This window comes from Novosphingobium sp. HNCC26BN242, from assembly GCF_057180525.1.
In genome coordinates this window covers 1111636-1130219 of sequence record NZ_JBXUGM010000001.1, presented here as the reverse complement: position 1 = coordinate 1130219, position 18584 = coordinate 1111636, and the positions used below count along the sequence as shown (strand labels likewise).

Here is an 18584-nt window from a genome sequence, read left to right as displayed (position 1 = left end):
ACGACAATTCTACTCGCTAGCAGGATCAAAAAGCGGATCTGCGGATTTACGCGGCTTCCAGCCTCGTTAAAAGACGTTGCTGGATATCCGGGACACCAAGTCCTGTAGGCGAGGGAATAATGATCAGCAGACAGCGGGTGGACAATGGGGGCCTGATCCTGCTCCTCGTACTGGCAACGGTGGCGCTCGCCATGGTGGTCTCTGCTTATGCCAGCGCTCTGTTGTGGGCCGCCTTGGCCGCCGTTCTGTTCCAGCCCCTGTTTCGGCGGCTGGATCAGCGCTGGCCCGGTCATCGCAATTCGGCGGCAACGCTGACCCTGCTGATCATCACGGTTGCGGTCATTATCCCAGCCATGGTGATCGCCAGCCTTGTTATCGATCAGGCGAGCGGCGTCTATCTCCAGCTGCGTAGCGGGCAGATCAATTTCGCGCTCTATTTCCAGCAAGTCCACGATGCCTTGCCGCTCAGATTGCAAAATCTGCTGGGCAGCGCCGGGCTGGGCACATTTGAGCGGGCGCAAATGCGCCTGTCCGAAGCGCTCAGCAACAGCGCCAGCATGCTCACGCAACGCGCCTTGGCGATTGGTGCCAATGCCGCAGCGTTCATGCTCGCTTTCGGCGTCGGGCTTTACGTCACTTTCTTCCTTGTGCGCGATGGCGATGAATTGGGATCGAAAATCGTCAAGGCGCTGCCGCTTGAGCCGGAGGTGGCAGATCGTCTGGCCAGCGTATTCATCACCGTTGTGCGCGCAACGCTCAAAGGGTCGGGCCTGGTGGCGCTGGCGCAGGGCGCATTGGGGGCCATCACCTTTTCAATTGTCGGCCTGCCCGCTGCCATGCTTTGGGGCATGCTGATGGCCATTGCCGCACTCTTACCCGCCATTGGCCCAGCGATCATCTGGGGGCCGGTTGCCATCTATCTCTATGCCACCGGTGCGATCTGGGAAGGCTCGGTCGTCGTCGCCTCGGGCGTTTTCGTGATCGGCCTGTCTGACAATATCCTGCGCCCGATGCTGGTGGGGCGCGATGCGGGCATTCCCGATTGGCTGGTGCTGGTCACCACACTCGGCGGAATCGAAGTCATGGGCCTGAGCGGCATCGTCGTCGGCCCGCTGGCCGGTGCCCTGTTCATCGCCAGCTGGCAAATTCTGACCGAGCAGCGCACCTTGAAGAGGGAAAGTGCGACTGCCCCCTGAACCGGGAGCCAAGTCAAAACCAGCGGTGGAGGCACGCATGACGAACCTGATCCTCAAGGCCTACGATAATCAGGGCAAGACCGTCCTCACGCTGAACCGCCCGGATAAATTCAACGCTCTGTCCGAAGCGCTGCTTGCCGCGCTTAAGGCTGAACTGGCGCTTATCGCCGCCGATCCTAAGGCCCGCGTCGTGGTGCTGGCAGGTGCCGGCAAAGCCTTTTGCGCAGGCCATGATCTTGGCGAAATGCACGGCCAGCGCCGTCTTGAATACTACCGACAACTTTTCGCCGCCTGCACCGAAGTCATGGAGGCGATCACGGCCCTGCCCGTCCCAGTCATCGCCAAAGTCCACGGCGTCGCCACGGCGGCTGGGTGCCAGTTGGTCGGCGCATGCGATCTTGCCATTGCGGCAGATACCGCGCGCTTTGCCGTCTCGGGCATCAACGTCGGCCTGTTCTGCTCCACGCCTGCCGTGGCGCTCAGCCGCAATGTGCCTGCCAAGCGCGCTTTCGAAATGCTGGTAACCGGCGATTTCATCGATGCCCGAACCGCCGCCGAATGGGGCCTGATCAACACCATCACGCCGCTGGAAGACCTTGACGGAGTGACAGACGCGCTAGCCAGCAAGATTGCCGCCAAAAGCCCTGATGCCATCCGCCGCGGCAAGGCCCTGTTCTACGCCCAACGCGAACGCCCGCGGGCGCAAGCCTATGAACTGGCATGCGAAATCATGGCGCAGAACATGATGGACGAAAACACCGGCGAAGGCATCGAAGCGTTTCTCGGCAAACGCCCGCCCATCTGGCGATAGGCCATCGCGGCAACAGAAGCTGTAACCGGATCGGTCATGAAACTGCGGTACCCGCTTGCCATGATTCACGGCGGCTTTATGTCATAGCCAGCCAAGGGGGACGCGCGTGAAATTGAAGAATAGCCTTGCCGGAATCGCTGCAGCAGCACTGATCCTCAATCCAGTGGTCGCATCGGCGGCCGATGCTCCTGCCGCAGCCAATGCCAAAGCACCTGCTGGTCCTTCGGCTTTCGTGCGCTGCGATGGCTTCCCCAACAAGGCGTCCACGCTGGGAACCGTGGCCCGGCTGGTCGCGATCACTGCGGTGGTCGGATTGCTGCTGCCGCAGCGCGAGGCTGCTGACCCGAAAAAGCGCCAGACCGGTGCCGATGGTGTAAAAGCTTGCGACGAAGCGCTTTCGGGGCCGGAGCCAGCAAAGGACGGCGGCCGCCGCATCGAACTGATCTTTGGCCGCGCCATCCATCGCATGGAGATGCAGGACTGGGATGGCGCACTTGCTGATATCCGTTCCGTAACCGCCGATCAGCCAGAACTGACCGCGACAACCGCTTACCAGCAAAGCCTTGGCATCACCGCCATTGAACTGGAAGCCATGGTCATGACAGGCAAGGCTGATTTCGCCGCCGCCCACAAACTGGGGCTGGAACTGGCTCGCCGCACGCCGTTCGATCTGCGCGCGCAGCTTGCAGCCATACGCTACATGTCGGTCGCTCGCGCCTATGGCGAAGCTGAAGCGGCGGTTTACGATCAAGTCGCACGGGCCTGGCCACTTGCCTTGATATCGCGGGCAGATGCGCGCGCGGCTGCAGGCCAATTTGCAGAAACAGGCTCCGATTACGCAACGTATGCGGCGCTTATCGCGACCATGCCCAAGACACGTTACTATGCGTCGCAGGCCCGTGCAGCCATTGCCTATCGCCTTGCGGGCAATGCTGGCGAAGGTGATCGCCTGATCAAGCTTGCCATGGAAAAGGCCGAGGCCGACATCGCGCTGGGCAAGAATGATGGCGTCGTCACCTCAGCCAACGAAGCGAACGACCTTTACGCGATCCTTGTAGCGCTCGATTCCGGCCAAACCACGCGGGCACGCACACTGTTTTCGGCGCGGAGCCGCTGGCCGAGCATAAGCGCGGGAATGGTTGCGGGGGTTGCGCAAAAGCTTGATGCCGCAGCAACGGCGGCTGACCGGACGAACATCCCGATTTCTTCGGCCAAGGACATTCTCGCTGCAGAGCAAGTCAGAACGGTGGCCCAGATCAACGATCCCGGCGAAAGCAACAACGACCGTTTCGCCACCTATCGTTCGGCTTTTGCGCCAAACGAATTCACGAAATTTGCCAAGAGCGTGTGGAAGACTGACAAGTCGCGTTATGTGATCACGCCAAAGGTGGAACCGGAAAATGGTGAGCTGATCAGCACGATGCGCGATGGCAGCGGTGCTCCGGCGACCTACGCCATGCTGCTGCATCTGGCCCTTGTCGCAAAGTCGCGCGGGCACAGCCACTTCATGATGATGCCCGGCCAGCTAGCGCTCAACGTCGCCCGGTTCCGAACGGGCACCCCCGGAGATGGAAAGGTGTTTGCTGACGTGGCCTACAACGCCGCCGACGTGATTGCCGCGATTTCGCCTATTATTCCCCAACCGGTCAAGAAATAGGAGCAGGCAGCCGCGCCCTTGCTCCTTCGGGGGAGCTTATTGTGGGTGGCGTTCAGTAAAGGCGGAAGCGTTCACTCTCTTCCGCCCAGGCAGCCTCGTCGCGCCCTGCTACCGCGTCCAGATCGGCAGGCACCGCGGCTGCATCATCAACCCATTCGCGCAAGGCAGGCCCGCCGTTGATCACATCGATCGCTAACTTGTCGAACACATATTCATAAGGAAAATCGCGCCACAGCGGATAGTCGGGATAGATCGTGCGGATCGCCTTGAACGCCAGCGCCTGCAATCGCCACGGACGGAACGCGTGATGATCGTAGAATGCCCCTTCGGCATGGATCATCAGTCCGTCGCACAGCGTCTTAGCGTGTTTGTGAAATGTCGGCTCGAACCAGCATTCGCGGATGGCGCAGCCAGCCATCCACTGCGGCGCAAGGTTGCGCATTTGCGCCAGCACCGCCTTGGCGTCCACATCGGGCGCACCAAACAGCACTTCCAGCGGCCGCGTGGTGCCGCGCCCTTCGGAAACGGTCGCGCCCTCGATCATCACCGTGCCCGCATAGGCCCGCGCCATGTTTAGGCTTGCCGCATTGGGCGATGGGTTGATCCAGATGCGACTTTCCGGCCAGCCAAAGCCCGGGCTAGAATCAGGCGTCCAGCCCTCCATTGTGATCACACGATAGTCCACGTCGAGCCTGTAATGCTCGATAAACCAAGCCCCCATCTCACCCAGCGTCATGCCGTGGCGCATCGGCATCGGCCCTGCACCCACAAAGCTTTGCCAGCCCGGCAAGAGCTTGGTGCCCTCTACCGGGCGGCCCGCCGGGTTGGGCCGGTCGAGCACCCACACCGCCTTGCCGGTGCCGCTCGCGGCCTCCAGCAAATACAGCAGCGTGGTGACAAAGGTATAAATGCGGCAACCCAGATCCTGCAGGTCGAACAGGAACACATCAGCCGTGCTCATCATCTGCCCAGTCGGGCGGCGCACCTCTCCGTAGAGGCTGAACACCGGAATGCCGTACTGCGGATCAAGCTCATCCGCTGTCTCGACCATGTTGTCCTGCTTGTCGCCCTTCAGCCCATGCTGCGGCCCGAAAGCAGACGTCACATTCACACCCGTCGCAATCAGCGCATCAAGCGAATGGACCAGCCCCTCGGTTACCGAAGCGGGATGGGCGACCAGCGCAACGCGCTTGCCTTTAAGTGGAGACCGTAGGGCGGGGTCGGCAAGCAGCCGGTCGATACCGAATTTCATACGTCACCCGGTGCCGCAAGCGCAGCGGCGAAGCAAGACTCGTGATGAAAGTCTGGCCGGTCCTCGCGGTGCGCCATCGCCCAGAACGATTTGTGCCCGCCCTCCTCCTCGATCACCGCCGTCAGCCCATACGCAGCAGGCAATGACGGCAGCGCAGCCGCAGGAAGCGCCACATCGAAGATCAGCACGGACCGCCCCCGGCGCGGCGTGCACACCGGATCGCGCAGCATCGCCCGCTCGGCCATACCCTGGCGGTAACCACTGAAATCATAAGCGGCCCAGCGTTGCGAAGGCGCGAAATTGAACTCGGCATAGGCCTCGCCACCCTCTGGCTTCACGAACAGTTCAAAGCAGGTCGTCTGCCACAGCCCATCAGCCCGCCCTTTGCCCGCAAACGGCGGCACAACCAGAGCCTCCGCGCCCTCCACCCGCCAGCGCAATGTCATCCAGTGCAAGTCGAGAGACAAAACCCGCGCTTCGACTGACAGGGCTGCAAGCGGCGGATGCAGTGGATGGCTGGACAGGATCGGCATAAGCGTGGAATTAACCCTTGGAAGAAGGGGAATGCAATGATCGGGATGCGCACAATTGCTTTGCTTGCCGCCTCGAGCGCCGCGATCTGCGCCAGTCAGGCATACGCGAAGGACTTCAGCATCGGCGGCAACATCAACGTGACGCTCGGCGATGACTGGACCGGCACCTCGATGCAGAACATGGCAATGCGCATGCCCGGCATGAAGGACATGATGGAAGAGGCAACCGAAAGCCGTCTGCGGGGGCCGGGTGCAGGCGTTCTCATCTCCTACATGAAGTTCAAGACGGACAAGGCCGCTAGCGACATCAAGGTCGACGATGCTGCCAACGTCATCACGAGCGCACAGGCAGTATATGGGCCACAGGCCGTAGAGACAGACCTGCAACCGATGGTGCGCATGAATGGCGAGACAGTTGCGGGCTTTCCTGACGCTCCATGCAAAGCCCAGTGAGAAGTTCAACGTCGCTGGCGGCTATCCCGGCGGATGCGTCACTACCGGCACAATCCGCCTCGGCATGGCGCTTCACAACATCTCGATTGCCTCGGAAAGTTGCGACAGTGCCGCCCACCGCGAAGCGCGCGCAGCTATTTTCGAAACGGAAAGCTAGCAAACTGGCCGCTTCGCCCAAGGCGAGGCTTTCGTTTACCCCGTCCAACGTGCTAGGCGCGCGCCATCATGACGCAGTACAACTCCACCCTTCTTCGCCTGCTCGACGAGCGCGGCTATATTCACCAGTTGACCGATGCCGGTGCGCTTGATGCGTTGGCGGCAAAACAGGTCGTTTCGGGCTATATCGGCTTCGATCCCACCGCGCCCTCGCTGCACGTGGGATCGATGGTCCAGATCATGCTGCTGCGCCGGATGCAACAGGCCGGGCACAAACCCATCGTGCTGATGGGCGGCGGCACTGGCAAGATCGGTGATCCCAGCTTCAAGGACGAAGCGCGCAAGCTGATGACTGATGAGGTCATCGCGGCCAACATCGCTTCGATCAAGACCGTGTTCGAGCGCTTCCTGACTTTCGGCGATGGCCCCAGCGATGCAGTGATGCTCGACAATTCCGAATGGCTTGATCGTTTGGAATATATCCCCTTCCTGCGCGAAGTCGGGCAGCACTTCTCGGTCAACCGGATGCTCAGCTTTGATTCGGTCAAGCAGCGTCTGGATCGCGAACAGTCGCTGTCTTTCCTCGAATTCAATTACATGATCCTGCAAGCCTATGATTTCCGCGAGCTGGCACAGCGTTATGATTGCCGGTTGCAGATGGGCGGATCGGACCAGTGGGGCAACATCGTCAACGGCATCGAACTGACCCGCCGCATGGATGGCAAGGAAGTGTTCGGCGTCACCACCCCGCTGCTTACCACCGCCGATGGCGCAAAGATGGGCAAGACCATGAACGGCGCGGTCTGGCTGAACGAAGACGCCCTGCCCGCCTGGGATTTCTGGCAATACTGGCGCAATGCCGATGATCGCGATGTGGGCAAGTTCCTGCGCCTGTTCACCGACCTGCCGCTCAACGAAATCGCCCGATTGGAAGCGCTTGAAGGCAGCGAGATCAATGCGGCCAAGATCGTGCTGGCCAATGAAGTGACCAAGCTGGTGCGCGGGGAAGATGCCGCCAAGGCTGCCGAGGCTACGGCTGCGGCAACCTTTGCAGGCGACGGACTGGGACAAGACCTCCCCACTCTGGAGGCATCGGGCGACAGCATCGGCATCATTGATGTGCTGGTCGGGCTTGGTTTTGCCGCAAGCCGGGGTGAGGCAAAACGCCTCATCGCCGGGGGTGGCGCGCGCGTGGACGGCGTGGCGGTGACCGATGATTTGCACGCTATCATTCTGTCAGATAAGGAAACTCGTATTTCTTCTGGCAAAAAGAAGCACGGCATCCTGCGCCGGGCCTGACCCTGCTCGGCTGATCGCGCCAGCAAGGCAACTCGTCATGCTTTCGGCTTCGCTAACGGCAAAGCCTTGCCGCCTAGGGCAAGGTTTTGCCGTAAGCTTTACGAATTGTTCGCCAATTTGGATGTACACCCCTTCGCACTGCTTAGGCAGAGTCACCAACGCGAAGGAGGAACGATGCGCGGCGGAGCACAGCTTTCAGTCACCGACCTGCGTCGTTCGACTCGTCACCCGGTAAACCTGCCGGTGATTGGCGAGCACCGTTCGCGCGGCGATATCATGCTGCACCTTGCCAATATCTCGACCACCGGCTTCCTTGCCACCGAGGTCGAAGACCTTGGCAGGGGTGAGCGGCTGACCGTGCGTTTGCCGGTGATTGGCCGGATCGAAGCTTTCGTGGTCTGGGTCGATGGCGGTCGTGCAGGCTTTCAGTTTGAACGCATTGTGCGCGTTGATGAATTTGCCAAGATGATCCGCGCTTTGCAGGTCAATCCCAAGGCTCGTTAAGCCTCTTCACAGCAGCGCAACTTTTGCTTTCTTGGCAATTGCCGGGCCGGATGGCATGGCCCGCTGCGTGACCACATCAGCCCCCACCTCCCCCCTGCCGACTTCCCCGCTGGCGATTCCTGATTACCGCAGGTTCTGGATCGCACGGTTCTTTTCGGTCGTGGCGACATCGGGCATGGTCGTCATCCTGGGCTATCAGCTTTATGATGTGGCGCGCGGGCAATATGGCATGTCGATTGCGCAGGCCGCATTCCAACTCGGCCTGCTGGGCCTCGCGCAGTTTCTGCCGCTGTTTCTGCTAACGCCGTTGGCAGGCCTTGTGGCTGACCGGTTTGACCGGCGCAACGTGGCAGCGCTGGCGATGTGCATCGATCTGCTGGTCGCGCTGGCGCTGGCTCTATCTACACAAGCTGGCGTCCTGTCGCTGCCGCTGCTGTTCGGCCTTGCCGCCTTGCACGGCACGGCGCGCGTATTCATCGGCCCCGCGCTGTCTTCCATCGCGCCCAACGTGGTGCCCGCTGCCCTGATGCCAAAGGCCGTTGCGATCAATTCGATGGCCTGGCAAATCGGCTCCGTCGGCGGGCCCGCCATTGCTGGACTGCTGTTTGCCGGGCACCCTTCCGCACCCTACTGGACATCCACCGCGATGCTGGCCTTCAGCGCGGCCTGCACCTTCAGCATTCGCCGCCTCCCCCCGCCCGAAGCCAACCGCAACGCCAAACCGCTGCGCCAGATGCGCGAAGGCCTCTCGTTCGTGTGGAATGACCGGTTCCTGCTGGGGTGCGTCACGCTCGATCTGTTTGCCGTGCTGATGGGCGGTGCCACTGCGCTACTGCCGGTCTTTGCTCGGGATATTCTGCTGGTGGATGGGCAACCGGTGGGCGCAGATGGCCTTGGCATCATGCGGGCCATGCCGGGCCTTGGCGCGGCACTGGTCGCCTTCGTGCTCGCCCGTCGTCCGATTGCCAACAACGTGGGCAACAAGATGCTGCTGGGTGTGGCCGTGTTCGGCCTGTTCACCATCGGCTTCGGGCTTTCGACGAACTACTATTTCTCGCTGCTGATGCTGATGGGCGTGGGCGCGGGTGATATGGTTTCGGTGTTCATCCGCAACACGCTGGTGCAATTGCACACCCCCGATGCCGTGCGCGGACGCGTCTCATCGATCTCGGGCCTCGCCATTTCGGCCTCCAACGAACTGGGTGAAATGCAATCGGGCGTAGCCGCCGCATTGTTTGGCGCGGTTGGTGCAGCAATATTTGGCGGCGTGGGGGCAATTGCCGTGACCGCCGCATGGTTTTTCCTGTTTCCCGAACTGAAGAACGCGCGAACCTTTGCAGCACGGTACAGAACATCCTAGACTTACGTAAATTCACTTGAAGGAGCAGCGCAATGAAAGCGGATTCGATCCTCGCCACCATCGGCAACACCCCGCACATTCGCCTGTCCCGCCTGTTTCCCGACCACGAGGTATGGGTGAAGAGCGAGCGCGCCAATCCCGGTGGCTCGATCAAGGACCGGATCGGCCTCGCCATGATCGAGGCTGCAGAAGCAGACGGAAGCCTGAAGCCGGGCGGCACAATCATCGAACCAACCTCGGGCAACACCGGCATCGGCCTTGCCATGGTCGCAGCCGTCAAGGGTTACCCGCTCGTGCTGGTGATGCCCGAATCGATGTCGCTCGAACGCCGCCGCCTGATGCTGGCCTATGGCGCCTCGTTCGACCTCACCCCGCGTGAAAAGGGTATGAAGGGGGCAATCGAACGCGCCAAGGAACTGGTCGAACAGACCCCCGGCGCATGGATGCCCCAGCAGTTTGACAATCCCGCCAACGTCGCCGTTCACGTGCGCACCACCGCGCAGGAAATCCTAGCCGATTTCGGCAGCGATCCGATTGACGTGATGATCACCGGCGTCGGCACTGGCGGCCATTTGACCGGTTGTGCTGAAGAACTGAAGAAGCACTGGCCCTCGATGAAGGCCTATGCGGTGGAGCCGACACTCTCTCCGGTCATCTCCGGCGGACAGCCCGCGCCGCACCCCATTCAGGGCATTGGCGCAGGGTTCATTCCCGGCAACTTGCACACCCAATCCATCGATGGCGCGATCACCGTCGATCCGGCTGATGCCAAGGAAATGGCTCGGCAGTGCGCTTCGAAGGAGGGCATGCTCGTGGGCATTTCCTCGGGCGCAACGCTGGCCGCCATCGCGCAAAAGCTGCCCAGCCTGCCTGCCGGTACCCGCGTGTTGGGCTTCAACTACGATACCGGCGAACGCTACCTTTCGGTGCCGGACTTCCTGCCGGAGTGAGAGCCATGGCGCTCGAACAGATCGATTACGCCGATGGCGACATCCCCCTCACCGGCTTTCTGGCAAGGCCGGAGGGGAAGCTGCGCGCCGCTGTGCTGATCCTGCCAACCATCATGAACTGCAACGCGCCAATGGTCCGCCGCGCGCAGATGCTGGCACAGGAAGGCTATCTGGCGCTGATCGCCGACTTCTATGGCGTGCAAGTGCGCGATTTTGATCACGCGCGTGAACTGTCTGGCCCATTGCGCGCCACAGCCGCAGGATACCGGCAGCGCCTCCACGCTGGGTTGTCGGCTTTAACCGCTTTACCGGAAGCCCAAGGCCTGCTGGTTGCAGCCGTCGGCTATTGCATGGGCGGCCAGGCCGCGCTCGAATTGGCGCGCGATGGGGCCGACATCGGGCTGGCCGCCAGCTTCCACGGCCTGCTCGATACGCAAGCCCCCGCGCAGCCCGGGGCGGTCAAGGCGCGCATCCTCGTCTGCCATGGCGATGCCGATCCGATGGTCCCGCGCGCGCAGGTCATGGCGTTCTGGGAGGAAATGGACGCCGCCGCCGCCAACTGGCACTTCCACAGCTACAGCGGCGTGAAACACGGCTTCACCGATCCCGGCAGTGACGAACGCGGCATGGCCGCCATCGGTTACAACGCAAGCGCTGACCGGCAAAGCTGGGCCGCGCTGATGGAAATGCTCGACGAAACGCTTATGTGAACCGGGGAGGCCACACAGCCTCCCCGCCTTCATCACTTAAGCAATCGCCAGCTGTTCAGCCGAAAGCGCCATGATCGTCTCACACCCGGCTTCCACTTCACGACGCAGCGCGCCTGCCTCAGTGGTCGCGCGCGTCGCCCAATGGCGCGCGCAGGTCAGTTTGGCTTCATAAAACGCCTTGTCCTCTGCGCCGCCGTCAATCGCCGCAGCCGCCACCTTCGCCATCCGCAGCCACATCAGGCCAATCGAGATAATTCCGGTCAGCGTCATATAGGCATAAGCGCCCGCCCCCAGATTGTTGGGATTGGCCATCGCGTTCTGCATGAACCACATGGTCGCAGCCTTCATCTCGCCCGCGGCTTTGCCAAGACGTTCGGCCACCAGCTTCACCGTATCATCGGCGCTCTCTTCGGCACATTCGGCATCGATCAGCGCAAACAGCGCCTGCACCGCACGCCCGCCATTCAGCGCCAGCTTGCGCCCGGCAAGGTCCATCGCCTGCACGCCGTTGGTGCCTTCATAGATCATCGCAATGCGCGCATCGCGCACGAACTGGTCCATGCCGTTTTCGGCAATATAGCCATGGCCGCCCCAGATCTGCTGCATGTCGGTGGCAATCTTGTAGCCCATGTCGGTGCCATAGCCCTTGATCACCGGGGTCAGCAGGCTGATCAGATCATCGGCCATCTGGCGGTCTTCTGCCGTCGCCGCCTTGTGCGACAAGTCCACTTGCAGCGCACCCCACAGGCACAGCGCCCGCATCCCTTCGATAAAGGTCTTGGCGTCCATCAGCATGCGCCGCACATCGGGATGTACGATGATCGGATCAGCCTTCTGCTCAGGCTCAGCCGGGCCAGTCAGCGCGCGGCCCTGACGGCGATCGAGCGCATAAGCCAACCCGTTCTGATAGGCGACCTCAGCCTGCGCCAGCCCTTGCATCCCCACGCCCAGTCGTGCGGCGTTCATCATGATGAACATGGCGGCAAGGCCCTTGTTCTCCTCGCCAACGATCCAGCCCTTGGCGGAATCATAGTTCATGACACAGGTGGCGTTGCCGTGGATGCCCATCTTCTCCTCAATCGACCCCACGCTCACGCCGTTCTTCTCGCCCAGAGAACCATCGGCATTGACGATGAACTTGGGCACGATGAACAGCGAAATGCCCTTGCTCGATTCCGGCGCACCCGGCGTCTTGGCCAGCACCAGATGGATGATGTTCTCGGTCAGATCATGGTCACCTGCCGAAATGAAGATCTTGGTGCCAGTGATGGCGTAGGAACCGTCCAACTGCGGCTCAGCCCTAGTGCGGATCATGCCCAGATCGGTGCCGCAATGCGGCTCGGTCAGGTTCATTGTGCCCAGCCATTCGCCGCTGACCATCTTGGGCAGATACATCGCCTGCTGTTCGGGCGAACCCTTTGAACGGATGGCCGAAATCGCACCGTTGGCAAGACCGGGATACATTGCGAACGCCTGATTGGCGGTGGCGAGGTACTTTTCCATGATGAAGCCCATCACGTGCGGCAACCCCTGCCCACCAAATTCCTCAGGCGCAGAAAGCGTGCCCCAGCCCCCTTCGACATACTGCCGGTAAGCGTCCTTGAACCCGGTAGGCGTAGTCACGCTGCCATCGGCGTGGCGGGTGCAGCCTTCCCTGTCGCCCGAAAGGTTGAGCGGCGCGATAACTTCGGCAACGAAACGCCCGGCTTCCTCGATGATCGCGTCGGTCATGTCCTGCGTCGCGCTCTCAAAGCCCGGCAGATTGCCATAGCTTTCAAGGCGGATCAGTTCGTTGACAACAAAACGCGTGTCGCGGGTGGGCGCGGTATAGATCGGCATGTGTTCCTGTCCCTTTAAACGGTCGAAGTGCGGCCTTCGGACCGCTCTTTGGCAATGACGAGATCGACAAAGCTGGTCAGCTCATCGATTGTCGCAGCAATATCAGCTTGTTGGCGGCGCAAATTCTCAATCCGCTCACGGCATTTGGCGAGTGTCACGCGGCGCTGTTCGGCCCGGCCATCGCCCATATCGTAAAGGTCGATCATGTCGCGGATTTCCGCCAAGCTGAACCCCACGTTCTTGGCGCGCATGATCCACGCCAAACGCGCCCGATCCCGCTTTGAATAGATGCGCGAAAGCCCGATGCGTTCGGGCGCAATCAGGCCTTCGTCTTCGTAAAAGCGCAGCGCACGGGCGGTGACTCCGAACTCTTCGGAAAGATCGGAAATGGTGAACTGATCACGCTTCAGCGCATCAGGCTGATCAAGATGGCCGGTGTGCCCGGATTGGGCGTGAGTCGCGAGGGCGGCTTGCTGAGACATGCCACCTAGCTAACTAACCTTTACGTAAGCGTCAATCGGCTATGCGCTCCAGACTGCCATCGGGCAAGATCCGCCGATAGAAACACGAAGGCGCCATAGTGTGGCACGCAGGCCCCGCCGCCTCGACCCGCAATTCCAGCGCATCCTGATCGCAATCGACCCGAAGCTCGATAATCTTCAAAACGTGGCCGGAACTCTCGCCCTTCATCCACAGCCGCCCGCGCGATCGCGAGTAGAAATACGCAAAGCCGGTTTCCAGTGTCTTCGCCACCGCCTCGGCGTTCATGTGCGCCAGCATCAGCAGCGCGCCCGTGCCATGCTCCACCGCCACGGCGGTCAACAAGCCGTTGGCATCGAATTTGGGCATGAATTCCGCGCCCTGTTCGCGCAGCGTGGCATCATCGGTTTCAGACAAAGGAGTTTTGGCCTTTCCTTGGACGTAACGGGCAGCCTGCCCGCAGTGAAATCCGACTGTGGCGGATTTGTTGCAGGATAACCACACAAGGTGGCAAAATCCATGGGTTGCCAACAATAGACTTTCGTCCTGCAGATTAATCGGGAATGAAGAGAATGTGGTTTGAGGGAACCACGCAATGAACGTACTGACCGGTAACACAGGTCGGAATTGGACAAAGCGCCAACGTTCAGGGAAACAGAATGAGGGGTCGGTTGGCATCCCCTGCAGCAGGCTCTTGATAGCCGCGCGGGGAAACAGCCGGGAGATGAGGGTACTGGCGTGACAGCAAGGGGGCTGTCAGAATCGCGTATAAACGCGAACGCCAATAGAAATTCGTCACGAGGACGCCCGGAACCGCAAGGTTTCGGGCGTTTCGTTTGTCAGGCTGGAATTGTGCTTCAGCCCGGCAGTTCCACCGTTTCTCTGACCGTTTCCAGCGCTTCGTCCATGACCCTCGCAAAGCACGCAATCCGCACTTGCCGCGCCCCTGCCTTGCGCAATGCGGTGATGCAGGCGTTCGTAGTCGCCCCGCTGGTCATCACATCATCCACCAGCAACACGTTACCGCCCTTGATCTGCGCAGTCCGCCCCGGATGCGCGGTGATTGCTCCAGCAAGGATCCGCGCCCGCGCCTTGCGGCCCAGCCCGCCGAGCGACGGTGTTGGTCGGGGGCGCACCAGACCGTCTACCAGCAGATCGTGCCCGGTCGCCTTGACAATCTCCCTTGCCAGCAGCGCAGACTGGTTGAAACCGCGCTGCATCAACCGCCAGCGATGCAGCGGCACCGGCACCACCAGCCAGCGGCCCTCCAGCGGAGGAATGCGCATCAGCATCATGCGGGCCATCATCGGAGCAAGGCCAATCCGCCGTCCGTGCTTGAAAGCCAGCACCAGCGCGCGCGACGGTTCGTTATAAAGCGTCGCCGCAGCAATTCCTGCGTGCTTGGGCGGTTCGGCCATGCATGGTGCGCACATCAGGTTTGCATCCGGACCATGCGCCTCTCCCATTGGCCGTTGACACAACGTACAGCACGTACCCGATGGCACCGCCAGCTTGTCCCAGCATGTGAGGCAAAGACCGCCATGCGCCGCCACCGGATCGCCGCACAGCGGGCACCGCGGCGGAAACACGAAGTCGATCACGGGGGTCAGGGCGGATGCCAGGTTCACCGGACGATAGTTGCACATCAGCACCCCTTGGCAATCCCCGCAAACCCGGGCACTGGCCGGAAATGGCCACTTCGCCCCCCACTATTTTCGCGCCAAATCGGCGCAAAGCGCTTCGCCGCCGGATGGCATACCTGCAGCAGCAGCCCGATGCCCCGCGCTATGTCATCGATGACATGGTAGAGGACGTGCTCGACCGGCTCTCGTTCCTGCGCCACACACCGCAGCGCGCGCTGATCGTGGGCGATTGGACCGGCACAGTCGCCGCAGCACTGACCGCCACGGGCTGTGCGGTTGAAAGTCGTGATCCCGTGCTGGGATATGCCCCGCTCGATGAGGAATCGCCCTACCCCTTTGCGGAAAGGTTCGATTTCATCGCCAGCCTTGGCACGCTCGATACGGTGAACGACCTTCCCGGCGCGCTGGTGCATCTGCGCAGCGCACTGGCCGCTGGCGGGTTGATGATCGCCTGCTTTATGGCTGCCGGATCACTCCCCACTCTGCGCGCCATCATGCTGGAGGCCGACGCCGACCGCCCTTCCCCGCGCATCCATCCGCAGGTGGACGTGCGCGCAGGAGGGCAATTGCTGCAACGCTGTGGGTTTGCCGATCCGGTGATCGATAGCCACCATCTGGATGTGCGGTTCCGGTCGCTGGAAGGGCTGCGTGCAGACTTGCGTGCGCAAGGTCTGAGCAGTTGCCTCGCCCGCCCCGGTGCTCCTTTGGGCAAAGCGACCCTCGCCCGCACCCAAGCCGCCTTTGACGCGCGCAAGGATGCCGAAGGCAAAGTGGCGGAGCGTCTGGAAATCCTGACGCTAAGCGGCTGGGCGAAAGCTTTGCGGCCGCCGAAGTTCTAAAGCGAACCATTCAGACCATAAACCTTAATGGCGTGTTTCCCTAGGGAAATACGCCAAATAGGTTATCTTAAAAAACGACGATCAAACTCGCTTCCCCGCGAAGGCGGGGGCCTCAGGCCGCGAACGCGAACGTTCCGTAACACGCCTGAGGTCCCCGCCTTCGCGGGGACGCCGTGGCGCTTTCAACTCGCCGGAAACTCAGCCCAGCGCCGCTTGCGCCGCCGCCAACCGCGCAATCGGCACGCGATAGGGGCTGGCCGAAACGTAATCGAGGCCCGTCTTTTCACAGAACGCGATGGACGCCGGGTCGCCACCATGTTCGCCGCAGATGCCCAGTTTCAGGTCAGGCCGCGTCTTGCGACCGCGCTCTGCGGCCAGTTCCACCAGTTGCCCCACGCCTTCGATATCCAGCGAAACAAAAGGATCGCGCGGGTAGATGCCCTGATCGACATAGGGGTTGAGGAAGCGCGCCGCGTCATCACGGCTCACGCCAAGCGTGGTTTGCGTCAGATCGTTGGTGCCGAACGAGAAGAACTTGGCTTCCTCGGCAATCTCGCCCGCCATCAGCGCAGCGCGCGGCAGTTCGATCATCGTGCCGACCATGTATTCCAGCGTGCGGCCCTTTTCGGCGAACACTTCCAATGCCACCCGGTCCACCAGCGCGCGCAGGATTTCCAGCTCCTTGCGCGTGGCGACGAGCGGGATCATCACTTCGGGAATTGGTGCAAGACCGCTCTTGTCAGCAACGTCACACGCCGCTTCGAAGATGGCGCGGGCCTGCATTTCGTAGATTTCCGGGAAGGTGATGCCCAAGCGGCAACCGCGATGGCCCAGCATCGGGTTGAATTCGTGCAGTTCTCCCGCGCGGCGCTTCAGGTGATCGACGCCAAGGCCGGTCACTTCGGCCAGCTCGGCAAACTCGGCATCGGCATGCGGCAGGAATTCATGCAGAGGTGGGTCGAGCAGGCGGATGGTGACGGGCAGGCCCGCCATGACCTCGAAGATCGACTGGAAATCGCTGCGCTGTTCGGGCAGCAGCTTGGCCAATGCCTTGCGGCGGCCCGCTTCATCATCGGCCAGAATCATCTGGCGCACCGCTGAAATGCGGCTGGCTTCGAAGAACATGTGTTCGGTGCGGCACAGGCCGATGCCTTCGGCTCCGAACTGGCGCGCGACCTGACAGTCCATCGGTGTTTCGGCGTTGGTGCGCACCTTCATGCGGCGGTGCTTGTCCGCCCAGACCATCAGCGTGCCAAAATCGCCGACCAGTTCCGGCTCCACTGTGGCGACCTTGCCCGCCATGACATCGCCGTTCGATCCATCGAGGGTGATGACATCGCCTTCCTTGATGTCGCGCCCGCCGATCTTGGCAGTGCGGCTGGCCATGTCGATCGACAGCGCCGAAGCGCCTGAAACGCAGGGACGGCCCATGCCGCGCGCCACAACCGCCGCGTGTGACGTCATGCCACCACGCGCGGTCAGGATGCCCTTGGCGGCGTGCATACCGTGGATGTCTTCAGGGCTGGTTTCAACACGCACAAGGATCACCGAATCGCCGCGTTCGGCCAGCAATTGCGCGGTATCGGCATCGAACACGACTGCACCCGAAGCCGCGCCGGGCGATGCCGGAAGCCCCTTGGTCAGCACATCGCGCACGGCCTTAGGATCGAGCGTCGGGTGCAGCAACTGATCCAGCGCCATCGGATCGATGCGGCGGATCGCGGTCGCCTCGTCGATCAGGCCTTCGCCCACCATGTCCACCGCCATCTTCAGCGCAGCCTTGGCAGTGCGCTTGCCCGAACGGGTCTGCAGCATCCACAGCTTGCCCTGTTCTACCGTGAATTCAATGTCTTGCATGTCACGATAGTGCTTTTCCAGCAGATCGAACACGGCGGCCAGTTCGCCATAGGCACCGGGCATGGCCTCTTCCATCGACAGCGGCTTGGCGTTGGCCCGTTCGCGCGCGGCCTTGGTCAGGTACTGCGGGGTGCGGATGCCCGCCACCACGTCTTCGCCCTGCGCATTGACCAGCCATTCGCCGTAATAGGCGCGCTCACCGGTGGCAGGATCGCGGGTGAAGGCAACGCCGGTGGCGCTGGTTTCGCCCATGTTGCCGAAGACCATCGCTTGGACGTTTACGGCGGTGCCCCAGTCGGCGGGAATGTCGTTCAGCTTGCGATAGACTTTGGCACGGTCCGATTCCCATGAATCGAATACGGCACCGATGGCGCCCCAAAGCTGTTCATGCACGTCCTGCGGGAACGGGCGGCCTAACTGATCTTCGACGATGGCCTTGTATTCGCCGACCAGCGCCTGCCAATGCTCTGCACCCAGTTCCACATCGTTGAAGAAGCCGTTGTCTTCCTTGACGATTTCCAGCGCATCTTCGAACCGGTGATGATCGAGGCCCAGCACCACATCGGAATACATCTGGATGAAGCGGCGGTAGCTGTCCCACGCAAAGCGCGGATCGCCTGAACCTGCGGCCAGACCCTTGATCGTCTCATCGTTGAGGCCGAGGTTGAGGACGGTGTCCATCATGCCCGGCATCGAGACGCGCGCGCCCGAGCGGACCGAGACGAGCAGCGGGTTGGCGGCATCGCCGAAGGTGCGGCCGGTGGCTGTTTCGATGTGCGAAACACCGTTGGCCACGCCTGCGCGGAGCGCATCGTCAAAGGTTTTGCCGCTGGCGTTGTAGGCGGTGCAGACTTCGGTGCTGATGGTGAAGCCCGGGGGCACCGGCAGGCCGATCCCGGCCATTTCGGCAAGGTTCGAACCCTTGCCGCCCGCGATGGTCTTGTCCTTGGCGCGAGGGTCGGTTGACACGGCACCGCCGCCGAAATGGAATACGTATGCGCTCATGTGAACAACGAGGCTCCCTGCGTCTGTCTTTATCTGCCGG

18 protein-coding genes and 1 pseudogene are annotated in these 18584 nt (G+C 61.7%); 11 read left to right on the top strand and 8 right to left on the bottom strand.

The window, feature by feature from the left end; all coding sequences use genetic code 11:
- Positions 1 to 119 precede the first annotated feature (119 nt).
- From AC2A1F_RS05350 to AC2A1F_RS05340, 3 genes are all read left to right on the top strand, one after another.
- Positions 120 to 1196 (top strand): AI-2E family transporter, encoded by a 1077-nt coding sequence (locus AC2A1F_RS05350; protein WP_484207707.1) that lies wholly within the window; start codon positions 120 to 122, stop codon positions 1194 to 1196.
- Positions 1197 to 1233: 37 nt separating this feature from the next.
- Positions 1234 to 2007, top strand: coding sequence for an enoyl-CoA hydratase (locus tag AC2A1F_RS05345; protein ID WP_484207706.1), 774 nt, complete (start codon positions 1234 to 1236; stop codon positions 2005 to 2007).
- A 106-nt stretch (positions 2008 to 2113) separates the two neighbouring features.
- The gene (locus AC2A1F_RS05340) at positions 2114 to 3664 is read left to right on the top strand and encodes a hypothetical protein (RefSeq protein WP_484207705.1); all 1551 of its coding nucleotides are present in this window, start codon (positions 2114 to 2116) and stop codon (positions 3662 to 3664) included.
- A gap of 52 nt (positions 3665 to 3716) precedes the next feature.
- Here the strand turns inward: AC2A1F_RS05340 and AC2A1F_RS05335 are convergent, their stop codons facing one another.
- Complete coding sequence (locus AC2A1F_RS05335) at positions 3717 to 4916, bottom strand: exo-beta-N-acetylmuramidase NamZ family protein (RefSeq protein WP_484207704.1); 1200 nt, start codon at positions 4914 to 4916, stop codon at positions 3717 to 3719.
- Entirely contained in the window at positions 4913 to 5449 is a 537-nt protein-coding gene (locus tag AC2A1F_RS05330; protein ID WP_484207703.1) for a DOMON-like domain-containing protein, read from the bottom strand. The genes AC2A1F_RS05335 and AC2A1F_RS05330 overlap by 4 nt, the downstream gene beginning before the upstream one ends.
- 36 nt (positions 5450 to 5485) lie before the next feature.
- On the opposite strand from AC2A1F_RS05330, the gene AC2A1F_RS05325 reads away from it, so the two are divergent.
- The 7 genes from AC2A1F_RS05325 (at position 5486) to AC2A1F_RS05295 (ending at position 10881) form a co-directional block, all read left to right on the top strand.
- Positions 5486 to 5902 (top strand): hypothetical protein, encoded by a 417-nt coding sequence (locus AC2A1F_RS05325; protein ID WP_484207702.1) that lies wholly within the window; start codon positions 5486 to 5488, stop codon positions 5900 to 5902.
- Positions 5853 to 6059: a hypothetical protein gene (locus AC2A1F_RS05320; RefSeq protein ID WP_484207701.1), complete on the top strand. Its 207-nt coding sequence runs from the start codon at positions 5853 to 5855 to the stop codon at positions 6057 to 6059. The genes AC2A1F_RS05325 and AC2A1F_RS05320 overlap by 50 nt, the downstream gene beginning before the upstream one ends.
- Positions 6060 to 6127: 68 nt before the next feature.
- Complete coding sequence (gene tyrS, locus AC2A1F_RS05315) at positions 6128 to 7357, top strand: tyrosine--tRNA ligase (RefSeq protein WP_484207700.1); 1230 nt, start codon at positions 6128 to 6130, stop codon at positions 7355 to 7357.
- A gap of 174 nt (positions 7358 to 7531) precedes the next feature.
- Positions 7532 to 7861, top strand: a complete 330-nt coding sequence (locus AC2A1F_RS05310) for a PilZ domain-containing protein (protein WP_484207699.1) — start codon at positions 7532 to 7534, stop codon at positions 7859 to 7861.
- A 55-nt stretch (positions 7862 to 7916) separates the two neighbouring features.
- Entirely contained in the window at positions 7917 to 9221 is a 1305-nt protein-coding gene (locus tag AC2A1F_RS05305; RefSeq protein WP_484207698.1) for an MFS transporter, read from the top strand.
- 32 nt (positions 9222 to 9253) lie between these two features.
- Positions 9254 to 10171, top strand: a complete 918-nt coding sequence (gene cysK, locus AC2A1F_RS05300; RefSeq protein WP_484207697.1) for a cysteine synthase A — start codon at positions 9254 to 9256, stop codon at positions 10169 to 10171.
- Positions 10172 to 10176: 5 nt separating this feature from the next.
- Complete coding sequence (locus AC2A1F_RS05295) at positions 10177 to 10881, top strand: dienelactone hydrolase family protein (protein ID WP_484207696.1); 705 nt, start codon at positions 10177 to 10179, stop codon at positions 10879 to 10881.
- Positions 10882 to 10917: 36 nt separating this feature from the next.
- Here AC2A1F_RS05295 and AC2A1F_RS05290 read toward each other — a convergent pair whose 3' ends face one another.
- From AC2A1F_RS05290 to AC2A1F_RS05270, 5 genes and pseudogenes are all read right to left on the bottom strand, one after another.
- On the bottom strand, positions 10918 to 12720 hold the full coding sequence (locus AC2A1F_RS05290) for an acyl-CoA dehydrogenase C-terminal domain-containing protein (RefSeq protein ID WP_484207695.1): 1803 nt from the start codon (positions 12718 to 12720) through the stop codon (positions 10918 to 10920).
- A gap of 14 nt (positions 12721 to 12734) precedes the next feature.
- Positions 12735 to 13202, bottom strand: a complete 468-nt coding sequence (locus tag AC2A1F_RS05285) for a MerR family transcriptional regulator (RefSeq protein WP_484207694.1) — start codon at positions 13200 to 13202, stop codon at positions 12735 to 12737.
- Between the two features lie 31 nt (positions 13203 to 13233).
- Positions 13234 to 13617, bottom strand: coding sequence for a phosphoribosyl-AMP cyclohydrolase (gene hisI, locus AC2A1F_RS05280; RefSeq protein WP_484207693.1), 384 nt, complete (start codon positions 13615 to 13617; stop codon positions 13234 to 13236).
- 440 nt (positions 13618 to 14057) lie between these two features.
- Positions 14058 to 14618 carry a ComF family protein gene (locus tag AC2A1F_RS05275; RefSeq protein ID WP_484208175.1) on the bottom strand — a complete coding sequence of 187 codons (561 nt, stop codon included), beginning with the start codon at positions 14616 to 14618 and terminating at the stop codon, positions 14058 to 14060.
- 57 nt (positions 14619 to 14675) lie between these two features.
- Positions 14676 to 14846, bottom strand: a pseudogene (locus tag AC2A1F_RS05270) (double zinc ribbon domain-containing protein); the annotation flags it as partial.
- Positions 14847 to 14950: 104 nt separating this feature from the next.
- Between AC2A1F_RS05270 and AC2A1F_RS05265 the strand changes: the two are divergent.
- Positions 14951 to 15682: a methyltransferase domain-containing protein gene (locus AC2A1F_RS05265; RefSeq protein WP_484207692.1), complete on the top strand. Its 732-nt coding sequence runs from the start codon at positions 14951 to 14953 to the stop codon at positions 15680 to 15682.
- A gap of 198 nt (positions 15683 to 15880) precedes the next feature.
- Here the strand turns inward: AC2A1F_RS05265 and ppdK are convergent, their stop codons facing one another.
- Positions 15881 to 18544: a pyruvate, phosphate dikinase gene (gene ppdK, locus AC2A1F_RS05260; protein ID WP_484207691.1), complete on the bottom strand. Its 2664-nt coding sequence runs from the start codon at positions 18542 to 18544 to the stop codon at positions 15881 to 15883.
- Positions 18545 to 18584: the final 40 nt, after the last annotated feature.

Bases quoted from the DNA above. Each gene is read 5' to 3' on its own strand.
- AC2A1F_RS05350 (WP_484207707.1), top strand. From the start codon at position 120: ATGATCAGCAGACAGCGGGTGGACAATGGGGGCCTGATCCTGCTCCTC.
- AC2A1F_RS05345 (WP_484207706.1), top strand. From the start codon at position 1,234: ATGACGAACCTGATCCTCAAGGCCTACGATAATCAGGGCAAGACCGTC.
- AC2A1F_RS05335 (WP_484207704.1), bottom strand. From the start codon at position 4,916: ATGAAATTCGGTATCGACCGGCTGCTTGCCGACCCCGCCCTACGGTCT.
- AC2A1F_RS05330 (WP_484207703.1), bottom strand. From the start codon at position 5,449: ATGCCGATCCTGTCCAGCCATCCACTGCATCCGCCGCTTGCAGCCCTG.
- AC2A1F_RS05325 (WP_484207702.1), top strand. From the start codon at position 5,486: ATGATCGGGATGCGCACAATTGCTTTGCTTGCCGCCTCGAGCGCCGCG.
- AC2A1F_RS05320 (WP_484207701.1), top strand. From the start codon at position 5,853: ATGGCGAGACAGTTGCGGGCTTTCCTGACGCTCCATGCAAAGCCCAGT.
- tyrS (WP_484207700.1), top strand. From the start codon at position 6,128: ATGACGCAGTACAACTCCACCCTTCTTCGCCTGCTCGACGAGCGCGGC.
- AC2A1F_RS05310 (WP_484207699.1), top strand. From the start codon at position 7,532: ATGCGCGGCGGAGCACAGCTTTCAGTCACCGACCTGCGTCGTTCGACT.
- AC2A1F_RS05305 (WP_484207698.1), top strand. From the start codon at position 7,917: ATGGCCCGCTGCGTGACCACATCAGCCCCCACCTCCCCCCTGCCGACT.
- cysK (WP_484207697.1), top strand. From the start codon at position 9,254: ATGAAAGCGGATTCGATCCTCGCCACCATCGGCAACACCCCGCACATT.
- AC2A1F_RS05295 (WP_484207696.1), top strand. From the start codon at position 10,177: ATGGCGCTCGAACAGATCGATTACGCCGATGGCGACATCCCCCTCACC.
- AC2A1F_RS05290 (WP_484207695.1), bottom strand. From the start codon at position 12,720: ATGCCGATCTATACCGCGCCCACCCGCGACACGCGTTTTGTTGTCAAC.
- AC2A1F_RS05285 (WP_484207694.1), bottom strand. From the start codon at position 13,202: ATGTCTCAGCAAGCCGCCCTCGCGACTCACGCCCAATCCGGGCACACC.
- AC2A1F_RS05275 (WP_484208175.1), bottom strand. From the start codon at position 14,618: ATGGCCGAACCGCCCAAGCACGCAGGAATTGCTGCGGCGACGCTTTAT.
- AC2A1F_RS05265 (WP_484207692.1), top strand. From the start codon at position 14,951: ATGGCATACCTGCAGCAGCAGCCCGATGCCCCGCGCTATGTCATCGAT.
- ppdK (WP_484207691.1), bottom strand. From the start codon at position 18,544: ATGAGCGCATACGTATTCCATTTCGGCGGCGGTGCCGTGTCAACCGAC.